Source organism: Mycobacterium sp. GA-2829 (assembly GCF_001499965.1).
Lineage (GTDB): Bacteria > Actinomycetota > Actinomycetes > Mycobacteriales > Mycobacteriaceae > Mycobacterium.
This window is the reverse complement of sequence record NZ_LQIT01000001.1, coordinates 61281-81108: the sequence shown is the minus strand read 5'-3', so window position 1 is coordinate 81108 and position 19828 is coordinate 61281. Positions and strand designations below refer to the sequence as shown.

General features: G+C 70.4%; 19 protein-coding genes. 6 read left to right on the top strand and 13 right to left on the bottom strand.

Annotated elements, in window-relative coordinates:
• Position 1 precedes the first annotated feature (1 nt).
• The 8 genes from mraY to AU194_RS00340 form a co-directional block, all read right to left on the bottom strand.
• On the bottom strand, positions 2-1081 hold the full coding sequence (gene mraY / locus AU194_RS00375) for a phospho-N-acetylmuramoyl-pentapeptide-transferase (RefSeq protein WP_059087269.1): 1080 nt from the start codon (positions 1079-1081) through the stop codon (positions 2-4).
• Positions 1078-2571, bottom strand: coding sequence for a UDP-N-acetylmuramoyl-tripeptide--D-alanyl-D-alanine ligase (gene murF / locus AU194_RS00370; RefSeq protein WP_059087268.1), 1494 nt, complete (start codon positions 2569-2571; stop codon positions 1078-1080). Before murF ends, mraY begins: the two co-directional genes overlap by 4 nt.
• On the bottom strand, positions 2568-4088 hold the full coding sequence (locus AU194_RS00365) for a UDP-N-acetylmuramoyl-L-alanyl-D-glutamate--2,6-diaminopimelate ligase (protein WP_059087267.1): 1521 nt from the start codon (positions 4086-4088) through the stop codon (positions 2568-2570). Before AU194_RS00365 ends, murF begins: the two co-directional genes overlap by 4 nt.
• A gap of 43 nt (positions 4089-4131) precedes the next feature.
• Positions 4132-6024: a penicillin-binding protein 2 gene (locus AU194_RS00360; RefSeq protein WP_059087266.1), complete on the bottom strand. Its 1893-nt coding sequence runs from the start codon at positions 6022-6024 to the stop codon at positions 4132-4134.
• Positions 6021-6983 carry a hypothetical protein gene (locus AU194_RS00355; protein WP_059087265.1) on the bottom strand — a complete coding sequence of 321 codons (963 nt, stop codon included), beginning with the start codon at positions 6981-6983 and terminating at the stop codon, positions 6021-6023. Before AU194_RS00355 ends, AU194_RS00360 begins: the two co-directional genes overlap by 4 nt.
• On the bottom strand, positions 6980-8095 hold the full coding sequence (rsmH, locus tag AU194_RS00350) for a 16S rRNA (cytosine(1402)-N(4))-methyltransferase RsmH (RefSeq protein WP_369804008.1): 1116 nt from the start codon (positions 8093-8095) through the stop codon (positions 6980-6982). The genes AU194_RS00355 and rsmH overlap by 4 nt, the downstream gene beginning before the upstream one ends.
• The gene (gene mraZ / locus AU194_RS00345; RefSeq protein ID WP_059087497.1) at positions 8070-8501 is read right to left on the bottom strand and encodes a division/cell wall cluster transcriptional repressor MraZ; all 432 of its coding nucleotides are present in this window, start codon (positions 8499-8501) and stop codon (positions 8070-8072) included. The genes rsmH and mraZ overlap by 26 nt, the downstream gene beginning before the upstream one ends.
• Before the next feature lie 296 nt (positions 8502-8797).
• Complete coding sequence (locus AU194_RS00340; protein WP_059087263.1) at positions 8798-9211, bottom strand: DUF3040 domain-containing protein; 414 nt, start codon at positions 9209-9211, stop codon at positions 8798-8800.
• 231 nt (positions 9212-9442) lie between these two features.
• Between AU194_RS00340 and AU194_RS00335 the strand changes: the two genes are divergently transcribed.
• The 4 genes from AU194_RS00335 to AU194_RS00320 are packed head-to-tail and all read left to right on the top strand — an operon-like array spanning position 9443 to position 13355.
• Positions 9443-10021, top strand: coding sequence for an N-acetyltransferase (locus AU194_RS00335; RefSeq protein WP_059087262.1), 579 nt, complete (start codon positions 9443-9445; stop codon positions 10019-10021).
• Between the two features lie 16 nt (positions 10022-10037).
• On the top strand, positions 10038-10742 hold the full coding sequence (locus AU194_RS00330) for a DUF3153 domain-containing protein (RefSeq protein ID WP_059087261.1): 705 nt from the start codon (positions 10038-10040) through the stop codon (positions 10740-10742).
• Between the two features lie 2 nt (positions 10743-10744).
• Entirely contained in the window at positions 10745-11824 is a 1080-nt protein-coding gene (gene idsA2 / locus AU194_RS00325) for a bifunctional (2E,6E)-farnesyl/geranyl diphosphate synthase (protein WP_059087260.1), read from the top strand.
• Position 11825: 1 nt separating this feature from the next.
• On the top strand, positions 11826-13355 hold the full coding sequence (locus tag AU194_RS00320) for an alpha-(1->6)-mannopyranosyltransferase A (protein ID WP_059087259.1): 1530 nt from the start codon (positions 11826-11828) through the stop codon (positions 13353-13355).
• Here AU194_RS00320 and AU194_RS00315 read toward each other — a convergent pair.
• Positions 13327-13731 carry an Rv2175c family DNA-binding protein gene (locus AU194_RS00315; RefSeq protein ID WP_059087258.1) on the bottom strand — a complete coding sequence of 135 codons (405 nt, stop codon included), beginning with the start codon at positions 13729-13731 and terminating at the stop codon, positions 13327-13329. The genes AU194_RS00320 and AU194_RS00315 overlap by 29 nt on opposite strands.
• 36 nt (positions 13732-13767) lie before the next feature.
• Between AU194_RS00315 and AU194_RS00310 the strand changes: the two genes are divergently transcribed.
• Entirely contained in the window at positions 13768-14982 is a 1215-nt protein-coding gene (locus AU194_RS00310; RefSeq protein ID WP_059087257.1) for a protein kinase, read from the top strand.
• Here AU194_RS00310 and AU194_RS00305 read toward each other — a convergent pair.
• Genes AU194_RS00305 through AU194_RS00295 form a run of 3 tightly spaced genes read right to left on the bottom strand, consistent with a single transcriptional unit; the run spans position 14979 to position 17785 of the window.
• Positions 14979-16376 (bottom strand): class II 3-deoxy-7-phosphoheptulonate synthase, encoded by a 1398-nt coding sequence (locus AU194_RS00305; RefSeq protein WP_059087256.1) that lies wholly within the window; start codon positions 16374-16376, stop codon positions 14979-14981. The genes AU194_RS00310 and AU194_RS00305 overlap by 4 nt on opposite strands.
• Positions 16377-16390: 14 nt before the next feature.
• Entirely contained in the window at positions 16391-16897 is a 507-nt protein-coding gene (locus AU194_RS00300; RefSeq protein WP_059087255.1) for a polyadenylate-specific 3'-exoribonuclease AS, read from the bottom strand.
• Positions 16898-17785, bottom strand: coding sequence for a hypothetical protein (locus AU194_RS00295; protein ID WP_059087254.1), 888 nt, complete (start codon positions 17783-17785; stop codon positions 16898-16900). It abuts the gene before it with no gap.
• Between the two features lie 84 nt (positions 17786-17869).
• Between AU194_RS00295 and AU194_RS00290 the strand changes: the two genes are divergently transcribed.
• Positions 17870-19126: a glycosyltransferase 87 family protein gene (locus AU194_RS00290; protein WP_059087253.1), complete on the top strand. Its 1257-nt coding sequence runs from the start codon at positions 17870-17872 to the stop codon at positions 19124-19126.
• Here the strand turns inward: AU194_RS00290 and AU194_RS00285 are convergent.
• A complete protein-coding gene (locus tag AU194_RS00285) occupies positions 19087-19806 on the bottom strand; it encodes a 1-acyl-sn-glycerol-3-phosphate acyltransferase (protein WP_059087252.1) in 720 nt (239 codons plus the stop codon). The two genes, AU194_RS00290 and AU194_RS00285, sit on opposite strands and share 40 nt — an antisense overlap.
• Positions 19807-19828: the final 22 nt, after the last annotated feature.

The window sequence follows — 19828 nt, the reverse complement described above, 5'->3', positions numbered from 1 at the left end:
GTCAGGCCCCGACGGCGGTGAGCCACTCGCCGTAGAACAGCGCCACGCCCAGCCCGCAGGCGATCGCGGTGAGCAGCCAGAACCGGATGATCACGGTCGTCTCGGCCCAGCCCACGAGTTCGAAGTGGTGGTGGAACGGCGCCATCCGGAACACCCGGCGGCCGGTGGTGCGGAACGCCAGGATCTGCACGACGACCGAGGTCACCTCGGCGACGAACAGCGCGCCGAGCACGACCGCGAGGATCTCGGTGCGGCTGGTCACCGACAGCCCGGCGATGATGCCGCCCAGGGCCAGCGAGCCGGTGTCGCCCATGAAGATCTTGGCCGGGGCGGCGTTCCACCACAGGAAGCCGATGCAGGCGCCGGCGGCGGCCGCGGCGACCAGCGCCAGGTCCAGCGGGTCGCGGACGTTGTAGCAGCCCAACCCCGGGCTGGTCGCGCACGCGTTGCGGTACTGCCAGAACGTGATCAGCACGTACGCCGCACACACCATCGCCATCGCCCCGGCGGCCAGACCGTCGAGCCCGTCGGTGAAGTTCACCGCGTTGGACCACGCGCTGACCAGCACGACGCAGAACAGCACGAACAGCAGCGGCGCCAGCGTCACGGTGGCGATCTCGCGGACGTAGGACAGTTCGGCGCTGCCTGGGGTCAGCCCGTCGGCGTTGCCGAACTGCAGGGCCAACACGCCGAACAGCAGCGCGGCGGCCAGGATGCCGACGGTCTTGGCGGTCTTGTTCAGCCCGAGGTTGCGGGCGCGCCGGATCTTGATGAGGTCATCGACGAACCCCACGACGCCCAGCGCGGTCGCCAGGCCGAGGACCAGCAGACCAGAGGCCGACGGCCCGTTGCCGTCCAGCGCCATCCCGACCAGGTGCGTGCCGAGGTAGCTGACCCAGATACCGGCCAGGATCGCCACCCCGCCCATCGACGGCGTGCCGCGCTTCTTGGCGTGGGTCGGCGGGCCGTCCTCGCGGATCTCGTGGCCGAACCCCTGGCGGGTGAACAGCCGGATCAGCACCGGGGTGAGCAGGATGGACACCGCCAGCGCGAGGCCGACGGCGATGAGGATCTGTCTCATCGGGCGGTGGCCCCGTCTTCTCCGGCGGCCAGCGCGTCGGCCAGCACACCGAGCCCCGCCGAATTCGACGCCTTCACCAACACGACGTCACCGGGCTGCAGTTCGTCGCGCAGCAGCGCCAGTGCAGCGTCGGCGTCGTCGACCCGGGTGGCCTCCGCCCCCCACGACCCCTCCATGACCGCCCCCTGATGCATGGCGCTCGCTGACCTCCCAGTTCCGACGACGATGAGTCGTGAGACATCTAATCGCACCGCCAGTCGGCCGATGCTGTCGTGCTCGGCTATCGAATCGTCGCCGAGTTCGGCCATCTCCCCCAGCACCGCCCAACTGCGGCGCGGCGCGCCACCGGATCGGGCCATCCACGCGAGCGCCTTGAGGCCGGCCCGCATCGAATCCGGGTTGGCGTTGTAGGCGTCGTTGACGACGGTCACCCCGTCGTCGCGGGTGCTCACCTGCATGCGGTGCCGCGACACCGGACCGGCGCCGGCGAGCGCGGTCGCGACCTGGTCGAGCGTGGCGCCGCACTCCAGCGCGACCGCGGCTGCGCACAGCGCGTTGGACACCTGATGGTCGCCGTGCACGGCGAGCGTCACCGGGGTGGCGCCGCCCGCGGCGTGCAGGGTGAACCGCGGCCGGGCCAGTTCGTCGAGGGCCACCTCGTCGGCCCACAGGTCGGCGCCCGGATCGCGGGACACCCGCACCACCCGGGCCTCGGTCACGTCGGCCATCGCGGCGACCGCGCTGTCGTCGGCGTTGAGCACCACCACACCCGAAGCCGGAACTGCTTGCGGCAGTTCGGATTTCGTGGCGGCGATGGCTTCGCGGGAGCCGAACTCGCCGAGGTGGGCGGTGCCCACGTTGAGCACCACCGCGATCGACGGCGGCGCGATCGCGGCCAGTGCGGCGATGTTGCCGGGGTGGCGCGCCGACATCTCCAGAACGAGGAAGTCCGTCTCCCGGTCGGCGCGCAGCACCGTCCACGGGTGGCCGAGTTCGTTGTTGAATGACCCCGGCGGGGCGATCACGTCGCCCAGCGGGGCGAGCACGGCGGCGACCAGATCCTTCGTCGAGGTCTTGCCCGACGATCCGGTGATCCCGACGATGCGCAGCTTGCCCGCGACCAGTTCGGCGGCGACAGCGGCGGCCAACCGGGCCAGCGCGGCCAGCACCGCGGCTCCGGCGCCGTCGGTGTCGTGTTCGAGCACCCCGGTGCCCTCGGGCCCCTCGGCGGGTGGAGCGATCACCGCGGGCACGCCGACGGGGCGGGCCGCGAGCACCGCGGTCGCGCCTGCGGCGACCGCGGCGGCGGCGAAGTCGTGCCCGTCGGAGCGGGCGCCCGGCAGGGCCAGGAACAGCCCGCCGGGGGTGACGGCGCGGGAGTCGAACTCGACGGTGCCGGTGATCCGGGTCGCGGCGGCGTCTTCAGGGGTGATGTCGGCGAGCGTGCCCCCGACGATCTCGGCCACCCGGGCCAGGGTCAGTTCGATCACCCGCGTTTCTCCAACAGGTCGGCGAGTTCGACGCGGTCGTCGAACGGATGCGTGTGGCCGGCCACGGTCTGGCCGGTCTCGTGGCCCTTACCCGCGACGAGCACCACGTCGCCGGGCCGGGCCCAGCGCAGGGCGTGGGCGATCGCGTCGCGGCGGTCTCCGATCTCGACGACCTCGGCGCCGGCCACCGCCTCGCGGGCACCGGCGAGGACCGCCGAGCGGATGGCGGCAGGCTCCTCGTCGCGCGGGTTGTCGTCGGTGACCACGACCAGGTCGGCCAGGTCGGCGGCGACCCGGCCCATCGGCTCGCGTTTCCCGGCGTCGCGGTTGCCGCCCGCGCCGAACACCACCGCGATGCGGCCCGTCGTCTGACCGCGCAGGGTCTCGAGCACCGCGGCCAGCGCGCCCGGTTTATGGGCGTAATCCACCAGGGCGAGGAAGTCCTGACCGCGGTCGATCGCCTCGAGCCGGCCGGGCACGGTCGCGGTGCGCAGCCCCGGCACGGCCTGTTCGGGCGAGACGTCGACGACGTCGAGCAGTGCGGTGGCCAGCAGACAGTTGGCGACGTTGTAGTGGCCCGGAAGGCCGATGCGCAGACCGTGGTGCACGCCGGCCGGGTCGAGCGCGGTGAACTCCTGCGCGCCGCCCTCGACGGCGCGGATGTCCTCGGCCCGCCAGTCCGCAGGCCTGCCGGCGGCACTGACCGTCACCGCGTGGTTCGCCCTGGCGGCCATCGCGCGGCCGGCGTCGTCGTCGACGCACACCACCGACGTCTCGGCGTGGGTGGGCGACGCCGGGTCGAACAGCCGCGCCTTCGCCTCGAAGTAGTCGGCCATCGTGGGGTGGAAGTCGAGGTGGTCGCGCGAGAGGTTGGTGAACCCGCCCGCCGCGAACCGCACGCCGTCGACCCGGCCCAGCGTCAGCGCGTGGCTGGACACCTCCATCACCACGGTGTCGGCGCCCTGTTCGACCATGACGGCCAGCAGCGCCTGCAGATCCGGCGCCTCGGGGGTGGTCAGCGCGCTGGGTTGGTCGCGTCCGTCGATCCGGATGCCGACGGTGCCGATCAGCCCGGCCACGCGACCGGCCGCCCGCAGCCCGGCGTCGACGAGGTAGGTGGTGGTGGTCTTGCCCGACGTGCCGGTCACCCCGACCACGCGCAGGTGCCGCGACGGGTGTCCGTAGACCGTCGAGGCGACCTCGCCGAGCACCGCCCGCGGATCGGGGTGTACCAGCACGGGCACCCCCAACTCGGCGCCGAGCGCGCCCGCCCCCGCGGCGTCGGTCAGGATCGCGGCGGCGCCGCCGGCGACCGCCTCGGCGGCGAACCGGGCGCCGTGCGCCGACGAACCGGGCAGCGCGGCGAACAGATCACCGGGCAGGGCGTCCTGACCGCGCAGCGTGACGCCGGTGATCCGGATGTCGGACACCGGAAGTCCGGCGGCGGGGACCGCCCGAACCTGCTCGGCGAGGGCGTCGAGAGCGTGTCCGACGGGTCGGCTGGGGCGGAGCTTCATGGCTTTGACACAGTACCGAGCCGCGGTCGGCCCGACTCGTCGGTCAGGTCGCCTGCAGGGTCAGCGGCTCGGTGGGCGGCGACAGCGGCACGTTCTCCCGTTGCAGCAGCCACGACGCGATGTTGTGGAACAGCGGCGCGGCCGAGGAGCCGGGCGAACCGTCGGCCGCGCGGTGCGGGGCGTCCATCATGATCCCGATCACGTAGCGCGGATCGTCGACGGTGGCCATTCCGGCGAAGGTGATCCAGTAGACGTCGCTGTAGTAGCAGCCGCACGCCGGGTTGATCTGCTGGGCGGTGCCGGTCTTGCCGGAGATCTGGTAGCCCTCGACCGCGGCGGCCGGACCGGTGCCCTGCTGCTCCCCCATCGGATCGCGCTGCACCACCGAGCGGAACATGTTGCGCACGGTGCGCGCGGTCTCCGGGGACACCACGCGGATGCCCTCCGGCCGCTCCTCCTCGGTGCGGGTGCCGTCGGGGGCGATGGTGGCCTTGAGGATGCGCGGCGGGATGCGCACCCCGTCGTTGGCCATCGCCTGGTACATCCCCGCCATCTGCAGCAGCGTCATCGAAAGGCCCTGTCCGATGGGCAGGTTCGCGAACGAGCTGCCCGACCACTGGTGGATCGGCGGGACGAGGCCCGCGCTCTCACCGGGCAGGCCGACCCCGGTGCGCTGGCCGAGGCCGAACTTCTTGAGCATCTCGGCGTAGCGCTGTTCGCCGATGCGTTCGGCGAGCATCAACGTGCCGACGTTCGAGGACTTCCCGAACACGCCGGTGGTGGTGTACGGCATGGTGCCGTGCTCCCACGCGTCGCCGACCGTGACGCCGCCCATGTGGATGGAACCCGGCACCTGCAACACCTCGTCGGGGGTGGTCAACCCGTATTCGATCGCCGCGGCGGCGGTGATGATCTTGTTGACCGAACCCGGCTCGAACGGCGAGGACACCGGCAGGTTGCCGATCTGGCGGTTCTCCTGCCTGCCGATGTCCTGGCTGGGGTCGAACGTATTGTCGTTCGACATCGCCAGTACCTCAGCGGTTTTCGCGTCGAGCACCACCGCCGAGACGTTCTTGGCGCCGGAGGCGTCCTTGGCCATCTGGACCTGCTGCTGGACGTAGAACTGGATGTCGTCGTCGAGGGTCAGCTGGACCGTCGAACCGTTGACCGCATCGTGGCGGTTGCGGTAGCTGCCGGGGATCACCACACCGTCGGAACCGCGGTCGTAGGTGACCGAACCGTCGGTGCCCGCGAGCACGGCGTCCATCGAGTCCTCGAGGCCGAGCAGTCCGTGCCCGTCCCAGTCGATCCCACCGACGACGTTGGCCGCCAGCGAACCACCGGGGTACTGCCGGATGTCCTGCCGCTCCGAACCGACCTCGGGGAACTTCTCGATGATCGCATCGGAGATCACCGGATCGACCGCACGGGCGAGGTAGACGAACGTCTCGTTGCTGTTGAGCTTGCGCAGTACGGTTTTCGCGTCGGGCTTGTTGTTCAGCCGCGCGGCGACCTCGTCGGCGATCTCGGCGAGGCGGCGTTTGGGCTCGGGCGCCTCATCGGATTTGGCGCGCGCCTCCTCCAGTTGCTTGCGCACCCTGGTGGGCTGAAAGGTCAGCGCGCGCGCCTCGATGGTGAACGCGAGCTTGTCTTCGTTGCGGTCGACGATGCTGCCGCGCACCGCCTTCTGGACGTCGGTGACCTTGAGCTGACCCGCCGCCTCGGCGCGCAGCCCCGCCGCGCGGGGCACCTGCAGGTTGAACAGCTGGGCGCCCGCGACGAGCAGCATCGCCATCATGATCGCCATCCCCGCCCGCTGCCGGAACACGAATGTCGATCTGTTCGAACCACTCTCGGCGGCGATCGGTTTGCGGGTGCGCCGCGCCTTGGCCGAACGGCCCTGCGGCGGCGCCTTCGGGGTGCGGCGAGGGCTCATGCCGGCGGTCCCGCGATGACGGGCGCGGGCGGCGCGACGAGATGGTCGGGCACCAGGGCCGGGTCGACGGGTCCGGGCGGGACGGGCGCCGCGACCGGGGCCGGGACGGCCAGGGCAGGGTCGACGGGGCCCGGTGCGGGCGGCTGGGCGCCTGCGGCGAGGTGGGGCACCTCACCGGCGGCGACGGGAGCCTGCGGGCCGGGGGTGATGCGGACGGGCACCTCCCGCGGATCGATGACGCGGGGTGCGGCCTGTGCACCCGGTGGTGCGGGCGGCGGCGCCGGTTTCGGTGTCGGCGTGACGTCCGGGATCGGGGTGTTCAGCGGCGGCGGCGGGACCCCTTCGGCCGGCTTCGGCGTCCCCACGACCACCCAGTTGCCCGCCGGATCCTGCACCAGGTGCGCGGTGTCGCGGGACGGGATCATGCCCAGGTTGCGGGCCGCCTCGGCCAGCGCGGGGGCGGCCTGCGCCTCGAGGACGTCGCGTTCGAGGGCCTCTTTCTGTTGGGCCAGTGCCTGATTGGTCTGCTTCGCGGCGCCGAGCTGATAGGACCGTTCGGCCGAGCCGGTGGACAGCCACAGCGTGATGCCGAGGCCCAACCCGAGCGAGCCGATCACCAGCACCACGAACGGCACCCGGGCGATCAGCGCCTTCGGGCTCAGCTCGATCGACGAGAGCCTGACCAGCAGCCGTTCCCGCAGCGGGGGCCGTACGACCTTCGGCGCCTTGGCTTTCCGCGCCTTCGCCCGAGCCTTGGCCTGGCTGGCGTTCTTGGGCCGCGCCGGACGTTCCACCGGCCGAGGAATCGGCGCGGTCTGCGGCGCCGACCGGGCGTCACGAGTGGGCCGGGCGCGCCTGGGTGCGGGCTCGACGCCCCGGCGCGTCGCCTTGCGGACCGGTTGACCTGGTTTGCGCCGTCGTTCTTCACCGCGCACCGGTGCAGACCGCTTTGCCTTCATGGCGCGTCCCTCCTGGCCGTGTCCGACCTGCTGGCGACCTTCTCCAATGCGCGTAACCGGACCGGCGCACTGCGCGGATTGCGTTCGATCTCCTCCGGGGTCGCCCGTTCGGCACCACGGGTGAGTGCGGTGAACTCTGGTTCGTGGCCGGGCAATTCGACGGGCAGACCGGGTGGGGTACGCGATGCGGTGGCCGCGGCGAACTCGGTCTTGACGATGCGGTCTTCCAACGACTGGTAGGCCATCACGACGATCCGCCCGCCGGCGCCGAGGGCGGCCAACGCCGCCGGGATCGCCGCGCGCAGCGAGTCGAGCTCGCTGTTGACCGCTATCCGCAGCGCCTGGAAGGTGCGCTTGCCCGGATGTCCGCCGGTGCGGCGGGCGGGTGCGGGGATCGCGTCGTAGAGCAGCTCGACGAGTTCGCCGGTGGTGGTCAGCGGTCTGCGGCGGACGATGTGCTTGGCGATCCGGCTCGCGAACCGTTCCTCGCCGTATTCGCGCAGGATCCGCGTGATGTCCTTCTCCGCGAACGTGTTCACGATGTCGGCGGCGGTCAGCGGGGCGTCGCTGTCCATGCGCATGTCCAGCGGTGCGTCGGCGCTGTAGGAGAACCCGCGCTCGGTCTGGTCGAGTTGCATCGACGACACGCCGAGGTCGAAGAGGAAACCGTCGACCGTGTCGACCCCGGCGGTGGCGAGGGCGTCGTCGATGCCGTCGTAGCGGGTCCGCACCAGCGTGACCCGGTCACCGAACGGGGCGAGCCGCTCGCCGGCGATCCGCAGCGCCTGCGGATCGCGGTCCAGTCCGATGAGCCGCAGCCCGGGCAGGTCGGTGAGGAAGCGGTGGGCATGGCCGCCCGCGCCGAGCGTGCCGTCGACCAGGACGGCGCCACGGCCGTCGGGATGGCGGCGGGTCAGCGCGGGGGTGAGCAGTTCGACGCAGCGGTCCAGCAGGACCGGAATGTGCTGCTCCATCGCCACCCCCGGGTAGTTCGCCCCTGCAGCGAGGTCCCTGCCCGAGGCGGACCTGGCGTCGGGGAAGTACGCCAGGGCCGGTTCGGACAGAGGCCACGCTGCACGGGCCGGTTCAGATGATGTCGCGCAGAGTTTCATCAGTCGCCGCGGAGAAGTTCTCTTCGTGGGCCTGCTGGTACTCCTGCCACGCCGCGGCGTCCCAGATCTCGAGGTAGTCGACCGAACCGATCACCACGCACTCCTTGGACAGGCCTGCGTAGCGACGGTGGTCGGCCGACAGCGTGATCCGGCCCTGGGCGTCGGGATGCTGTTCATCGGTCGATGCCGCCAGGTTGCGCAGGAAGGCGCGTGCTTCCGGATTGCTCCGCGACGCCTGCGAGGCCCGGCGGGCCAATTCCTCGAACTCCGCACGCGGGTAGACAGCGAGGCTGTGGTCCTGGCTCTTGGTGACCATCAACCCTCCTGCCAGTGCGTCGCGGAACTTGGCGGGCAGTGTGAGCCGCCCTTTGTCGTCGAGCTTCGGCGTGTAGGTGCCCAGAAACATCCTGGCCACCTCCTGCACCACTGGGAGCCCCGGTTGCTCCGCTGCACGCCACTTTACCCCACAATCCCCCACTTTGCGCCATCAATTGGGTCTGGATCGCCATCACACCCCACTGCGCGGGTGCCGGACGACGAAACGGGCCGCCCGGGGACGCCAACAGACGCCCGACCGACGGACGAAAGCCGAGGTCGGCGCCGTTCAGGGTGTGGTGGGGCGTTGTGGGGGACGCTGTGCTGCCGGAGGCACGAAAAAAGGGGCAGCCCCGGATGGGGCTACCCCTTCAGCGTGTCGTTCGACTATTCGTCGAACCGCCTGCGGAACCGGTCCTCCATGCGGCTGGTGAATGAGCCACCGCCGCTCTTGGACCGCTTGGACCGAGCACCGCCGCCACCGACGGCCGGCGCCGACCGGTCCTTGGCGCCACCCGCGACCCGGGGGCCGGTGATGGCGAAGACGACGCCGCCGAACATCACGATGAACCCGATCACCGACAGGATCGGGAAGCTTCCGATCATCGTGGCCTTGAAGGCCACCCCGGAGACCAGCAGCGCCAGCCCGACGACGAACAGCGCCGCCCCCTGGAGGCGGCGGCGCGCCGACGGTGCCCGAAGAGTCCCACCGCGCACACTCGACGCGAATTTGGGATCCTCGGCATAGAGCGCGCTCTCGATCTGATCGAGCATGCGCTGCTCATGATCGGAGAGTGGCATTCGTCCCTCCTCGCCGCCCGCGGCCGTTCGTTCAAACTCGGGTGTGCCCGCATTCACGGACCTCTAACAGTCATGATACGAGGTCGATCTGAGCCGTACCACCTACTTCGCCCCACGATTGTATGACCTCCGCCGCCCCCGGAAGGACACCGGCTGTCCGTGGCGGCACCCGGACATAATGGGACCGACGACTCGCGTGACACCCGCTCGACGGACCGAAGGGCAACGACATTGGCGCCGCATCTCATCGATCTGACGCCGACCGACATGGAGCGGCGCCTCGGCGAGGCGCTCAGCATCTACGTCGACGCCATGCGTTACCCCCGCGGCACCGAGGACCAGCGCGCCTCGATGTGGATCGAGCACACCCGGCGGCGAGGGTGGAAGGCCGTCGGAGTGGTCGATGCCGTGCTCGAGACGGCCGACGTCGACGCACCGTTGCTCGGCGTCGCCTACGGCTACTGCGGTGCACCCGACCAGTGGTGGCAGCAGCAGGTGGTGGCCGGACTCAGACGGGTCGGCGCCGAACAGCACCGCATCGACGAGCTGATGAACAGCTATTTCGAGCTGACCGAACTGCACATCTCCCCGACCGCCCAGGGCCGCGGGCTCGGTGAGGCGCTGACCCGCCGGCTGCTGCACGGCAGACAGGAGAAGCACGTCCTGCTCTCCACGCCCGAGATCAACGGCGAGGCCAACCGGGCGTGGCGGCTCTACCGTCGCCTCGGGTTCGCAGACGTCATCCGCGGCTACCACTTCGCCGGGGACCCGCGGGCGTTCGCGATCCTGGGCCGCGCACTGCCGCTGTAGACCCGCATCTGGCACGATGACCCCCGTGCACGCCCGCCGACAACGCACCCGCCTGGTGGCCTGGGTGTTGCTGCTGATGATGCTGCCGATGGTGGTGGGTTGCGTGCGCGTACGCGCCTCGATCACGGTGTCCCCCGACGACCGGGTGTCCGGTCAGATCGTCGCGGCCGCCAAACCGCGCGGACCCGAGGACAAGGGTCCCCAGCTGCTCAACAACCTGCCCTTCGCCACCAAGGTCGCCGTCTCCGACTACAACCGCGACGACTACGTCGGCTCACAGGCGGTGTTCTCCGACCTCACCTTCGCCGAACTGCCGCAGCTGGCCAACATGAACCGCGACGCCGCAGGCGTCGACATCTCGCTGCGCCGCGCGGGCGATCTGGTGATCCTCGAGGGCCGCGTCGACCTGACGTCGGTGAGCGATCCGGAGGCCGACGTGTCGCTGTCGGTGGCGTTCCCCGGCGAGGTCACCTCGACCAACGGCGACCAGGTCAGTTCCGAGGTGGTCGAGTGGAAGCTCAACCCCGGCGTGGTCTCCACCCTCAGCGCCCAGGCCCGCTACACCGACCCGAGCGCGCGGTCGTTCACCACCGCGGCCATCTGGCTGACCGTCGCCACGCTCGTGGTGGCGGGCATCATCGGCGGGCTGGCCTGGACCAGCCGGGACCGCTCGCCGACCCTGGCCGATCCGTACCCACCAGAGGAAAGGGGCCCCCGCTGAGCGTGGACGCCGCGGCACCGTCAGCCGCCGAGTTGGCAGGCGCCGTCACCGAGCAGTTGCGGGACTACCTGTCCGGCCGCAGGCGCGACGCCGCCTACATCGGCTCGGACTACGCGGAGTTGACCGCCGCACTCGAGGAGTTCGTGCTGCGTGGCGGTAAACGCCTGCGGCCCGCCTTCGCCTACTGGGGCTACCGCGCGGTGGCCGACCGGCCCGCCGACAGCGGTGTCCTGTTGCTGTTCGCCGCGCTGGAGATGCTGCACGCCTGCGCGCTGGTGCACGACGACGTCATCGACGCCTCGGCGACCCGGCGCGGGCTGCCGACCGTGCACCGGATCTTCGCCGACCGGCACGCCGAACGCGGCTGGCACGGATCGTCCGAACAGTTCGGGCTGTCCGCGGCGATCCTGGCCGGCGACCTGTCGCTGGTGTGGGCCGACGACATCGTCGCCACGGTCGACCTGCCGCTCGACGCGCACCGCCGGGTGCAGCGGGTGTGGGCCGACATCCGCACCGAGGTGCTCGGCGGGCAGTTCCTCGACATCGCCGCCGAGGCCAGCGGCGCCGACACCGTCGCGTCCGCGCTGAACGTGAACACCTACAAGACCGCCTCCTACACGGTGTCGCGGCCCCTGCAGCTCGGCGCCGCCGCGGCCGCCGACCGCCCCGATGTCCAGGAGCTGTTCCACCAGTGGGGCACCGACATCGGCGTGGCGTTCCAGATGCGCGACGACGTCCTCGGCGTCTTCGGCGACCCCGCCGTGACGGGGAAACCCTCCGGCGACGACCTGCGGTCGGGTAAGCGCACCGTGCTGCTCGCCGAAGCGGTCGAGCTGGCCGAGAAGACCGACCCCGATACCGCCGCACTGCTGCGGTCCTCGATCGGCACCGATCTGACCGACGCACAGGTGCGCGAGGTGTGTTCGGCCATCGAGTCGGTCGGCGCGCTGGCCGCGGTCGAGGAGCGGATCGAGTTGCTGACCCGGCGCTCGCTGGCGGCGCTGGAGGCGGCCCCGATCGCCCCCCAGGCCAAGGCAGGACTCACCGAACTCGCCAGATTGGCCGCCAACCGGTCCGCCTGAGATGGCCACCCCTACTCCGACGGAGATGCCGAGATCGGGCTTGGCGCAACATGTCTCGCGCCTGATCGCCTTCGCCTCGTCACCGTCCGCCAAACCCGCCCTGCTGGGCTTCCTCGGTGCGGTGCTGATCACCGCAGGCGGGCTCGGCGCGGGCAGCACCCGGGTACACGACCCACTGCTCGAATCGCTGCACCTGTCCTGGCTGCGGTTCGGCCACGGTCTGGTGCTGTCCTCGGTGCTGCTGTGGGGTGGGGTCGCGCTCATGCTGCTGGCCTGGCTGTGGCTGGGCCGCCGCCTCGTGGGCGGCGACCCCGGGCAGCGGCCCGACGAGTACACGATGGTGGCCACCACCGGGTTCTGGCTGGCGCCGCTGCTGCTGAGCGTCCCGGTGTTCAGCCGCGACACCTACTCGTACCTGGCGCAGGGGGCGCTGCTGCGCGACGGGCTCGACCCCTACGTCGTCGGTCCCGTCGCCAACCCCAATCCCCTGCTCGACGACGTCAGCCCGATCTGGACGACCACCACGGCGCCCTACGGTCCGGCGTTCATCCTGGTGGCGAAGTTCGTGACGATGCTGGTCGGCGAGGACGTCGTCGCGGGCACGATGCTGCTGCGGCTGTGCATGCTGCCCGGGCTGATCCTGTTGATCTGGGCGGCCCCCCGGGTGGCCCGGCACGTGGGGGCCAGCGGCGCAGCGGCGCTGTGGATCTGCGTGCTCAACCCGCTGGTGATCATCCATCTGATGGGTGGCGTCCACAACGAGATGCTGATGGTCGGGCTGATGATGGCCGGCCTGGCGTTGCTGCTGGCCAGGCGTCCGGCGCTGGGCGTCGCGGTGATCGTGGTCGCCGTGGCGGTGAAAGCCACTGCCGGACTGGCCCTGCCGTTCGCGGTGTGGATCTGGATGCGCCAGATCCGCGAGCGCCGCGGCTACCGTCCACCGGTGGCGTTCACGGCCGCGACGGCCGCCGGGTTGGCGATCTTCTTCGTCGTGTTCGCGGTGCTGTCCTGGGTGGCCGGTGTCGGGCTGGGCTGGCTGACCGCACTGGCCGCGGGCAACGTCAAGATCATCAACTGGCTGACGGTGCCGACAGCGGTGGCCAACCTCACCAACGCCGTCGGCGGGCTGTTCCTTCCGGTGAACTTCTACGCGGTCATCGACGTCACCCGGATCATCGGCCTGGCGATCATCGCGGTGTCACTTCCGCTGCTGTGGTGGCGATTCCGCCACGACGACCGGGAGGCGCTGATCGGCATCGCGTCGGTGATGCTCGTCGTCGTGCTGTTCGTCCCCGCGGCGCTGCCGTGGTACTACACCTGGCCGCTGGCCGTGGTCTCGGCACTCGCGCAGTCGAGGCGGTCGATCGCGCTGATCGCGGGGTTCTCGACCTGGATCATGGTGATCTTCAAACCCGACGGCGCGCACGGCATGTACTCGTGGCTACACGTACTGCTGGCGCTGGGATGCGCTGTGCTGGCGTGGTATTCGCTGGCAAGACCCGTCAGTAAGCGAGAGCCTGAGCCCGCCTGAGCACCTCACGTGCCTGGTGTGAGTGCAACGCGTCGACGGGCCTGGCGTTCGGGGTGCGTTCGGTGGAGCCGTCACGGCTGATGGTCAGCGACGAATCCGGCGTGAACAGCCACCGCACGATCTCGGTGTCGCGGTAGCCGCCGTCGCGCAGCACGACCAGCAGACCGGGCAGCGGTTTGATGACGTGGCCGCGGTCGTCGAAGAAGACCCGGGGCACCACCAGTTTCCCGTCGCGCCGCACGGCCAGCAGCTGGCTCTGCCGCAACAGGTGGTGCACGCGGGTGACGGCCATCCCGAGCATGTCGGCGACGGTCGGCAGGTCGTAGACGGGTTCGTCGGGGTCGAGGATGTCGTCCGCGGCCGGAATGCTGCTCACCGCACTGAGTCTAGAGCCACCGGCGCGGCTCGTAACATGTGTTCGGTGGAGGCCTACCCGCAGTCGGACCCGCTCGTCGGCGCCGTACTCGACGGCCGCTACCGCGTCGACACCCCGATCGCCACCGGCGGGATGTCGACGGTGTACCGGGGGCTCGACGTGCGTCTCGACCGGCCCGTCGCGCTGAAGGTGATGGACCCCCGCTACTCCGGCGATCAGCAGTTCCTCACCCGGTTCCAGCGCGAGGCCAAGGCCGTCGCGCGGCTCAAGGATGCGGGCCTCGTCGCCGTGTACGACCAGGGCATCGACGGCCAGTACCCGTTCCTGGTCATGGAGCTCGTGGAGGGCGGCACCCTGCGCGAGCTGCTGCGCGAACGCGGGCCGATGCCGCCGCACGCGGCGGCCGCGGTCCTCGCCCCGGTGCTCTCGGGACTGGCCGTCGCGCACCGCGCCGGGTTGGTGCACCGCGACGTCAAACCGGAGAACGTGCTGATCTCCGACGACGGTGAGGTCAAGATCGCCGACTTCGGACTGGTGCGCGCCGTGGCCGAAGCCAAGATCACCTCGACCAGTGTGATTCTCGGCACCGCGGCCTACCTCTCCCCCGAGCAGGTCAGCACCGGCGACGCCGACCCGCGCAGTGACGTGTACTCCGTCGGTGTCATGGCCTTCGAACTGCTCACCGGCCGCACCCCGTTCACCGGGGACAGCGCGCTGTCGGTGGCGTATCAGCGGATGGACAACGACGTCCCGGCGCCGAGCACGGTGATCAGTGGTGTGCCACCGCAATTCGACGACCTCGTGCTGCGCGCGACCGCCCGCGATCCCGACAGCCGCTACCGCGACGCCCTCGACATGGGCGGCGACCTCGAGGAGATCGCCGCCGATCTGCGGCTACCGCCGTTCCGGGTGCCCGCACCGCGCAACTCCGCCCAGCACGCCTCGGCGGTGCTGCACCACAGCCGGTTACAGGATCAGCAGGTCACGACCGACACCGCGGCGCGTCCACCCGCCCAGATGCCGCCACCGGCGCCCGCACCGCGGCAGCACACGCGGGTCTACGACCGCCCCGACGGCGGATTCTCCGCTCCCGCACAGCATTTCGCCGGGATCGACATCGACGAGTTCTACTGGGCGCGTCAACGCGCCAAACGCGCACTGCTGATGTGGGTGGTCGCGGTGATCACCCTGGCCGGGTTGCTGGCCGCGGGCGCATGGGTCCTCGGCAGCAACCTGACCAACCTGCTCTAGTCGCGGAGCATCTCCGCGACCAAGAACGCCAGCTCCAGGCTCTGCTGCGTGTTCAACCGCGGATCGCACGCCGTCTCGTACCGGCCGGCCAGATCGGTGTCGGAGATGTCCTGGGCGCCGCCGAGGCATTCGGTGACGTTCTCGCCGGTGATCTCGACGTGGATGCCGCCCGGGTGGGTACCCAGCGCGCGGTGCACCTCGAAGAACCCCTGCACCTCGTCGACGACGCGGTCGAAGTGGCGGGTCTTGTACCCGGTCGAGGACTCGTGGGTGTTGCCGTGCATCGGATCGCACTGCCAGATCACCTGGTGGCCGCTGGCCTGCACCTTCTCGATGATCGGCGGCAGCAGGTCACGCACCTTGCTGTTGCCCATCCGGGTGACCAGCGTGAGCCGGCCCGGCTGGTTCTGCGGATCGAGGCGCTCGACGTACTCGACGGCCAGTTCCGGTGTGGTGGTCGGCCCGAGTTTGATACCGATCGGGTTGGCGATGGTCTCCACGAACGCGATGTGCGCGCCGTCGAGTTGGCGGGTGCGCTCACCGATCCACACGTAATGCGCCGACAGGTCGTACAGGCGCGGCTCCGGAGCGTGGGTGGGGAACTCGTCGGAGAGCCGCAGCATCGCCCGTTCGTAGTCCAGCACCAGCGCCTCGTGGCTGGCGAAGATCTCGGCGGTCTGCAGGTTGCGGTCGTTGACCCCGCAGGCGCTCATGAAGCGCAGGCCGCGGTCGATCTCCCCCGCCAGCGCCTCGTAGCGCGCGCCCGCGGGCGAGGTGCGGACGAACTCGCGGTTCCAGTCGTGCACCCCCTGCAGCGACGCCATCCCCGACGAGGTCAGCGCGCGGACCAGGTTCATCGCGGCGCTGGCGTTGGCGTAGGCGCGGACCAGTCGTGACGGATCGTGCTGGCGGGCCGCGGCATCGGGGGCGAATCCGTTGATCATGTCGCCGCGGTAGGACTTGAGCCCCAGCGCGTCGATGTCCGACGACCGTGGTTTGGCGTACTGGCCGGCGATGCGGGCCACCTTGACCACCGGCATGCTGGCGCCGTAGGTCAGCACGACCGCCATCTGCAGCAGCGTGCGGATGTTGGCGCGGATGTGCGGTTCGGTGTTGTCGACGAAGGTCTCGGCGCAGTCGCCGCCCTGCAGCAGGAACGCCTCCCCGCGCGCGACGTCGGCGAGCTGAGCCTTGAGCTTCTCGATCTCCGAGGGCACCGTCACCGGCGGCACGCTCTCGAGCACGGTGCGCATGGCCTTGGCCGCGTCGGCGTCCCAGCTCGGCTGCTGCAGCGCCGGCTTGGCCAGTGCGGAGTCGAGGCGCTGACGCAGCTCATCCGGCAGCGGCGGCAGGTCGGGGAGCTGGTCGATGGGGATGTCGACGGTCCAGTTCACCCGTTCATGGTAAGTCAGCGCCGGGTCCGGCCGTCCATCCGCGCTGTTCCGGTCATGACCTGGTAGCGCAGCAGGTTGTGGCGTGCGTCGACGAGCGCATCGTGGGAGTCGCGCGGTCGCGCGGGCATCCGCGGACACCCGGAGTCCTCCCAGAGCTGCCGTAACTCACGGGTGAACCGGGGTATCGCGGGCGGCAGGGCGGTCATGGCGCCCCACAGCTGGCAGAGCACCACGTGGTCGTAGGCGCCGACCCACGCCCAGAGCTCGATCGGCTCGTCACCGTCGATGCCGAAGAAGTCCTCGAGTTCGGACCGGATCTCGCGGCGGGAGCGCCACGATTTCGACGCGGGCGACGGCAGCTTCGGCAGAACGTTCTTGCGCACCCAGCTGCCCGCGCGCTCCGGGTCGAACTCGGTGGACACCGCGTAGTACTCGCGGCCGTCCTCGGCGGCCACCCCGATCGAGATCAGCTCGATGGTGCGGCCGTTGTCGATGAACTCGGTGTCGTAGAAGTAGCGCATCTAGACGGCTGCCTTCTCGACAGGGTTGCCGGGGTCAGGGGCCTTCTGCGGGGCGGGTGCGGCGTGGATCTCGCGGTCGAGCTGTTCGTCGACCTTCGCGTCGTCGGGAAACCGCGGCATCCCGGCGACCGCGTCCTGCAGCCACAGCTTGGCCTGCACGACCGGCCGGCGCAGCCAGCGCTCCCGCTCCAGCGCCCGGTGCATCTTGCGCGGCCGGTTCGTGTAGCGCCACCGCGCCCACGGCGCGTGCGGACGCGACAGCCGCACCGCCCCCACGATCAGCAGAGGCGTGATGAACATGCCCACCAACCCGGTCCACACCTTTCCCTTGGCAAGCACCACCATCGCGAGCATCAGCGTCCCGACGGCCAGCGCGATCACGCTCGCGCGCGCCGCGATGCTGTGGTCGTCGCGCCAGATGCCGACATCGAAGAACGACAGTGGATTGAACCCGAGAATGAGCAGTCCCGCCACCGCGACGGCGGCGAAGACCGCATCGACCGAGGTGCGGCCGTCCTCGGACCAGTACACGTCCGACAGGTGCAGGATCAGGGCGTACTCGTCGAGCACCAGCGCGGCGCCGATCCCGAAAATGGTTGCCGCCACCGTGAACTCGGGTACCCCCCCGTTGACGGCCAACGTGACCATGGTGAGCCCCGACACCATCACCAGGATCACGCCGATCACGACGTGATGGATGTGCATCCCACCGGCGCCGGCGATGTTGCGGGGCTGCCACCACTTGCGGGGGGCGGTGCTGCCTGCGTGGCTTCGGATGTAGCGCACGATCGTGCGCGTCACGAAGAAGGTGAGGATGAAGGCGACCAGGCAGCACAACAGCGGCAGGCGATCGAGGGTGAGGAAGTCCAGCTGCAGGGTCAGGTGCACGGTCGAAAACTTACGCCGACCTGCGCGTGGCGCGACCGGGATATCGGCCGACGCGCCGAAGCCCCCCGATACTCTGGTGGCGACATGAGTACACGGCGGTCGCCTGCTTGGGCGCCAACCCTCGCATGGCGGACGTTCTGCCTCCTCACCCTCGCCGGGTTCGGCTGGGCCGGCTGGCGGCTGCTCGGGCACGCGCCCTACCGCATCGACATCGACGTCTACCGGATGGGCGGGCGAGCCTGGCTCGACGGTGACCCGCTGTACGCCGACGGCGCGATGTTCGCCACCCAGGGCGGCCTCGACCTGCCGTTCACCTATCCCCCGCTCGCCGCGACGGTGTTCTCGCCGTTCGCGCTGATGTCACTACCGGCGGCGAGCGTGGTGATCACCGCGATCACGCTGCTGCTGCTGGTCGTCGCCGTGCTCATCGTGCTGACCCGCCTCGACGTGTGGACACCGGGCCGGCGGGTGTGGCTGGCCGCGGCGATCGTGGCAATCGCGGTGATCCACTTCGAACCGATCGAGGCCAACTTCAGCTTCGGCCAGATCAACGTCGTGCTGATGACGCTGGTCATCGCCGACTGCGTACCGCGCCGCACCCCGTGGCCGCGCGGGGTGCTCCTGGGCGTGGCGATCGCACTCAAGCTCACTCCGGCGGTGTTCCTGCTGTACTTCCTGCTGCGCCGCGACACCCGCGCCCTGCTGGTCACCGCCGCGTCGGCGGTCACCCTGACCGTGCTCGGTTTCGCGCTGTCCTGGCGCGACTCCTGGGAGTACTGGACCGAGACGGTGCGCAACACCGACCGCATCGGCACCGCCACGCTGAACACCAACCAGAACATCGCCGGGACGCTGGCGCGGCTGGGCCTGGGCGAGGACCTCCGGTATCTCCTCTGGGTGGCGGCGTGCTTCGCCGTGCTGGCGGTGACGGTGTGGGCGGCGACCAGGGCACTGCGCGCCGACGAACCGGTGCTCGCGCTGGTGTGCGTCGCGGTGTTCGGGTTGGTGGTCTCACCGGTGTCGTGGTCACACCACTGGGTGTGGTCGCTGCCCGTGGTGGTGGTGTCGTTCGTGGTGGCCTACCGCACCCGGCACGTCCCGCTGGCCGTCGCGGGCGCGGTCGGCTGCGCGCTGATGGTGTGGTCGCCGATCACGCTGCTACCCGAACACCAGGAGACCTCCGCGCCGCTGTGGCGGCAGCTGGTCGGCGGGTCCTACGTGTGGTGGGCGCTGCTGGTGCTCGTCGCCGCCGGCACGCTGTCCGCGCGGCTCACGCACCGCCCCGATCCGGCCGAACCGGTTCAGCCGGCGGCGGCCTCGGGCAGTCGCGCGGCCGGCTGAGCGACCGCGGTGCCCTCCTTGACGTCGGCGGCGTACAGGTCGACGTACTCCTGACCGGACAGGCGCATCAGCTCGTACATCACCTCGTCGATGACGGCCCGCTCGATGAAGCGGTTGCCCGCCAGCCCCTCGAACCGGGTGAAATCCATCGGCTTGCCGAATTTGACCTCGACCTTGCCGAACCGCCACATCTTGCTTCCGGGCGGGTTGACGACGTCGGTGCCGATCATGGCGACGGGGATGACGGGCATCCCGGTCTCCAGGGCGAGGCGGGCCAGCCCGGTCTTGCCCTTGTACAGCCGGCCGTCGGGTGACCGGGTGCCCTCGGGGTACATGCCGAGCAGTTTGCCCTCGGACAGAATGCGCTGGGCGGTGGTCAGTGCACTCTTCGCGGAGTCGGCGTCGGTGCGGTCGATCGGCACCTGGCCGGCGACGGTGTAGAACCAGCGCTGGAACCAGCCCTTGAGGCCGGTACCGGTGAAGTACTCGGCCTTGGCGAGGAACGTGATCCGCCGGCTCACCACCAGCGGCAGGTAGAAGCTGTCGGCGACGGCCAGGTGATTACTGGCCAGGATCGCCGCACCCGAACGGGGAAGATGTTCGAGGCCTTGCACTTTGGGCCGACCGAACAAGGTCAGCAGCGGGCCCATGAAGATGTACTTGAACAGCCAATACCACATGGACCCTCCGCAATCGGCCGCA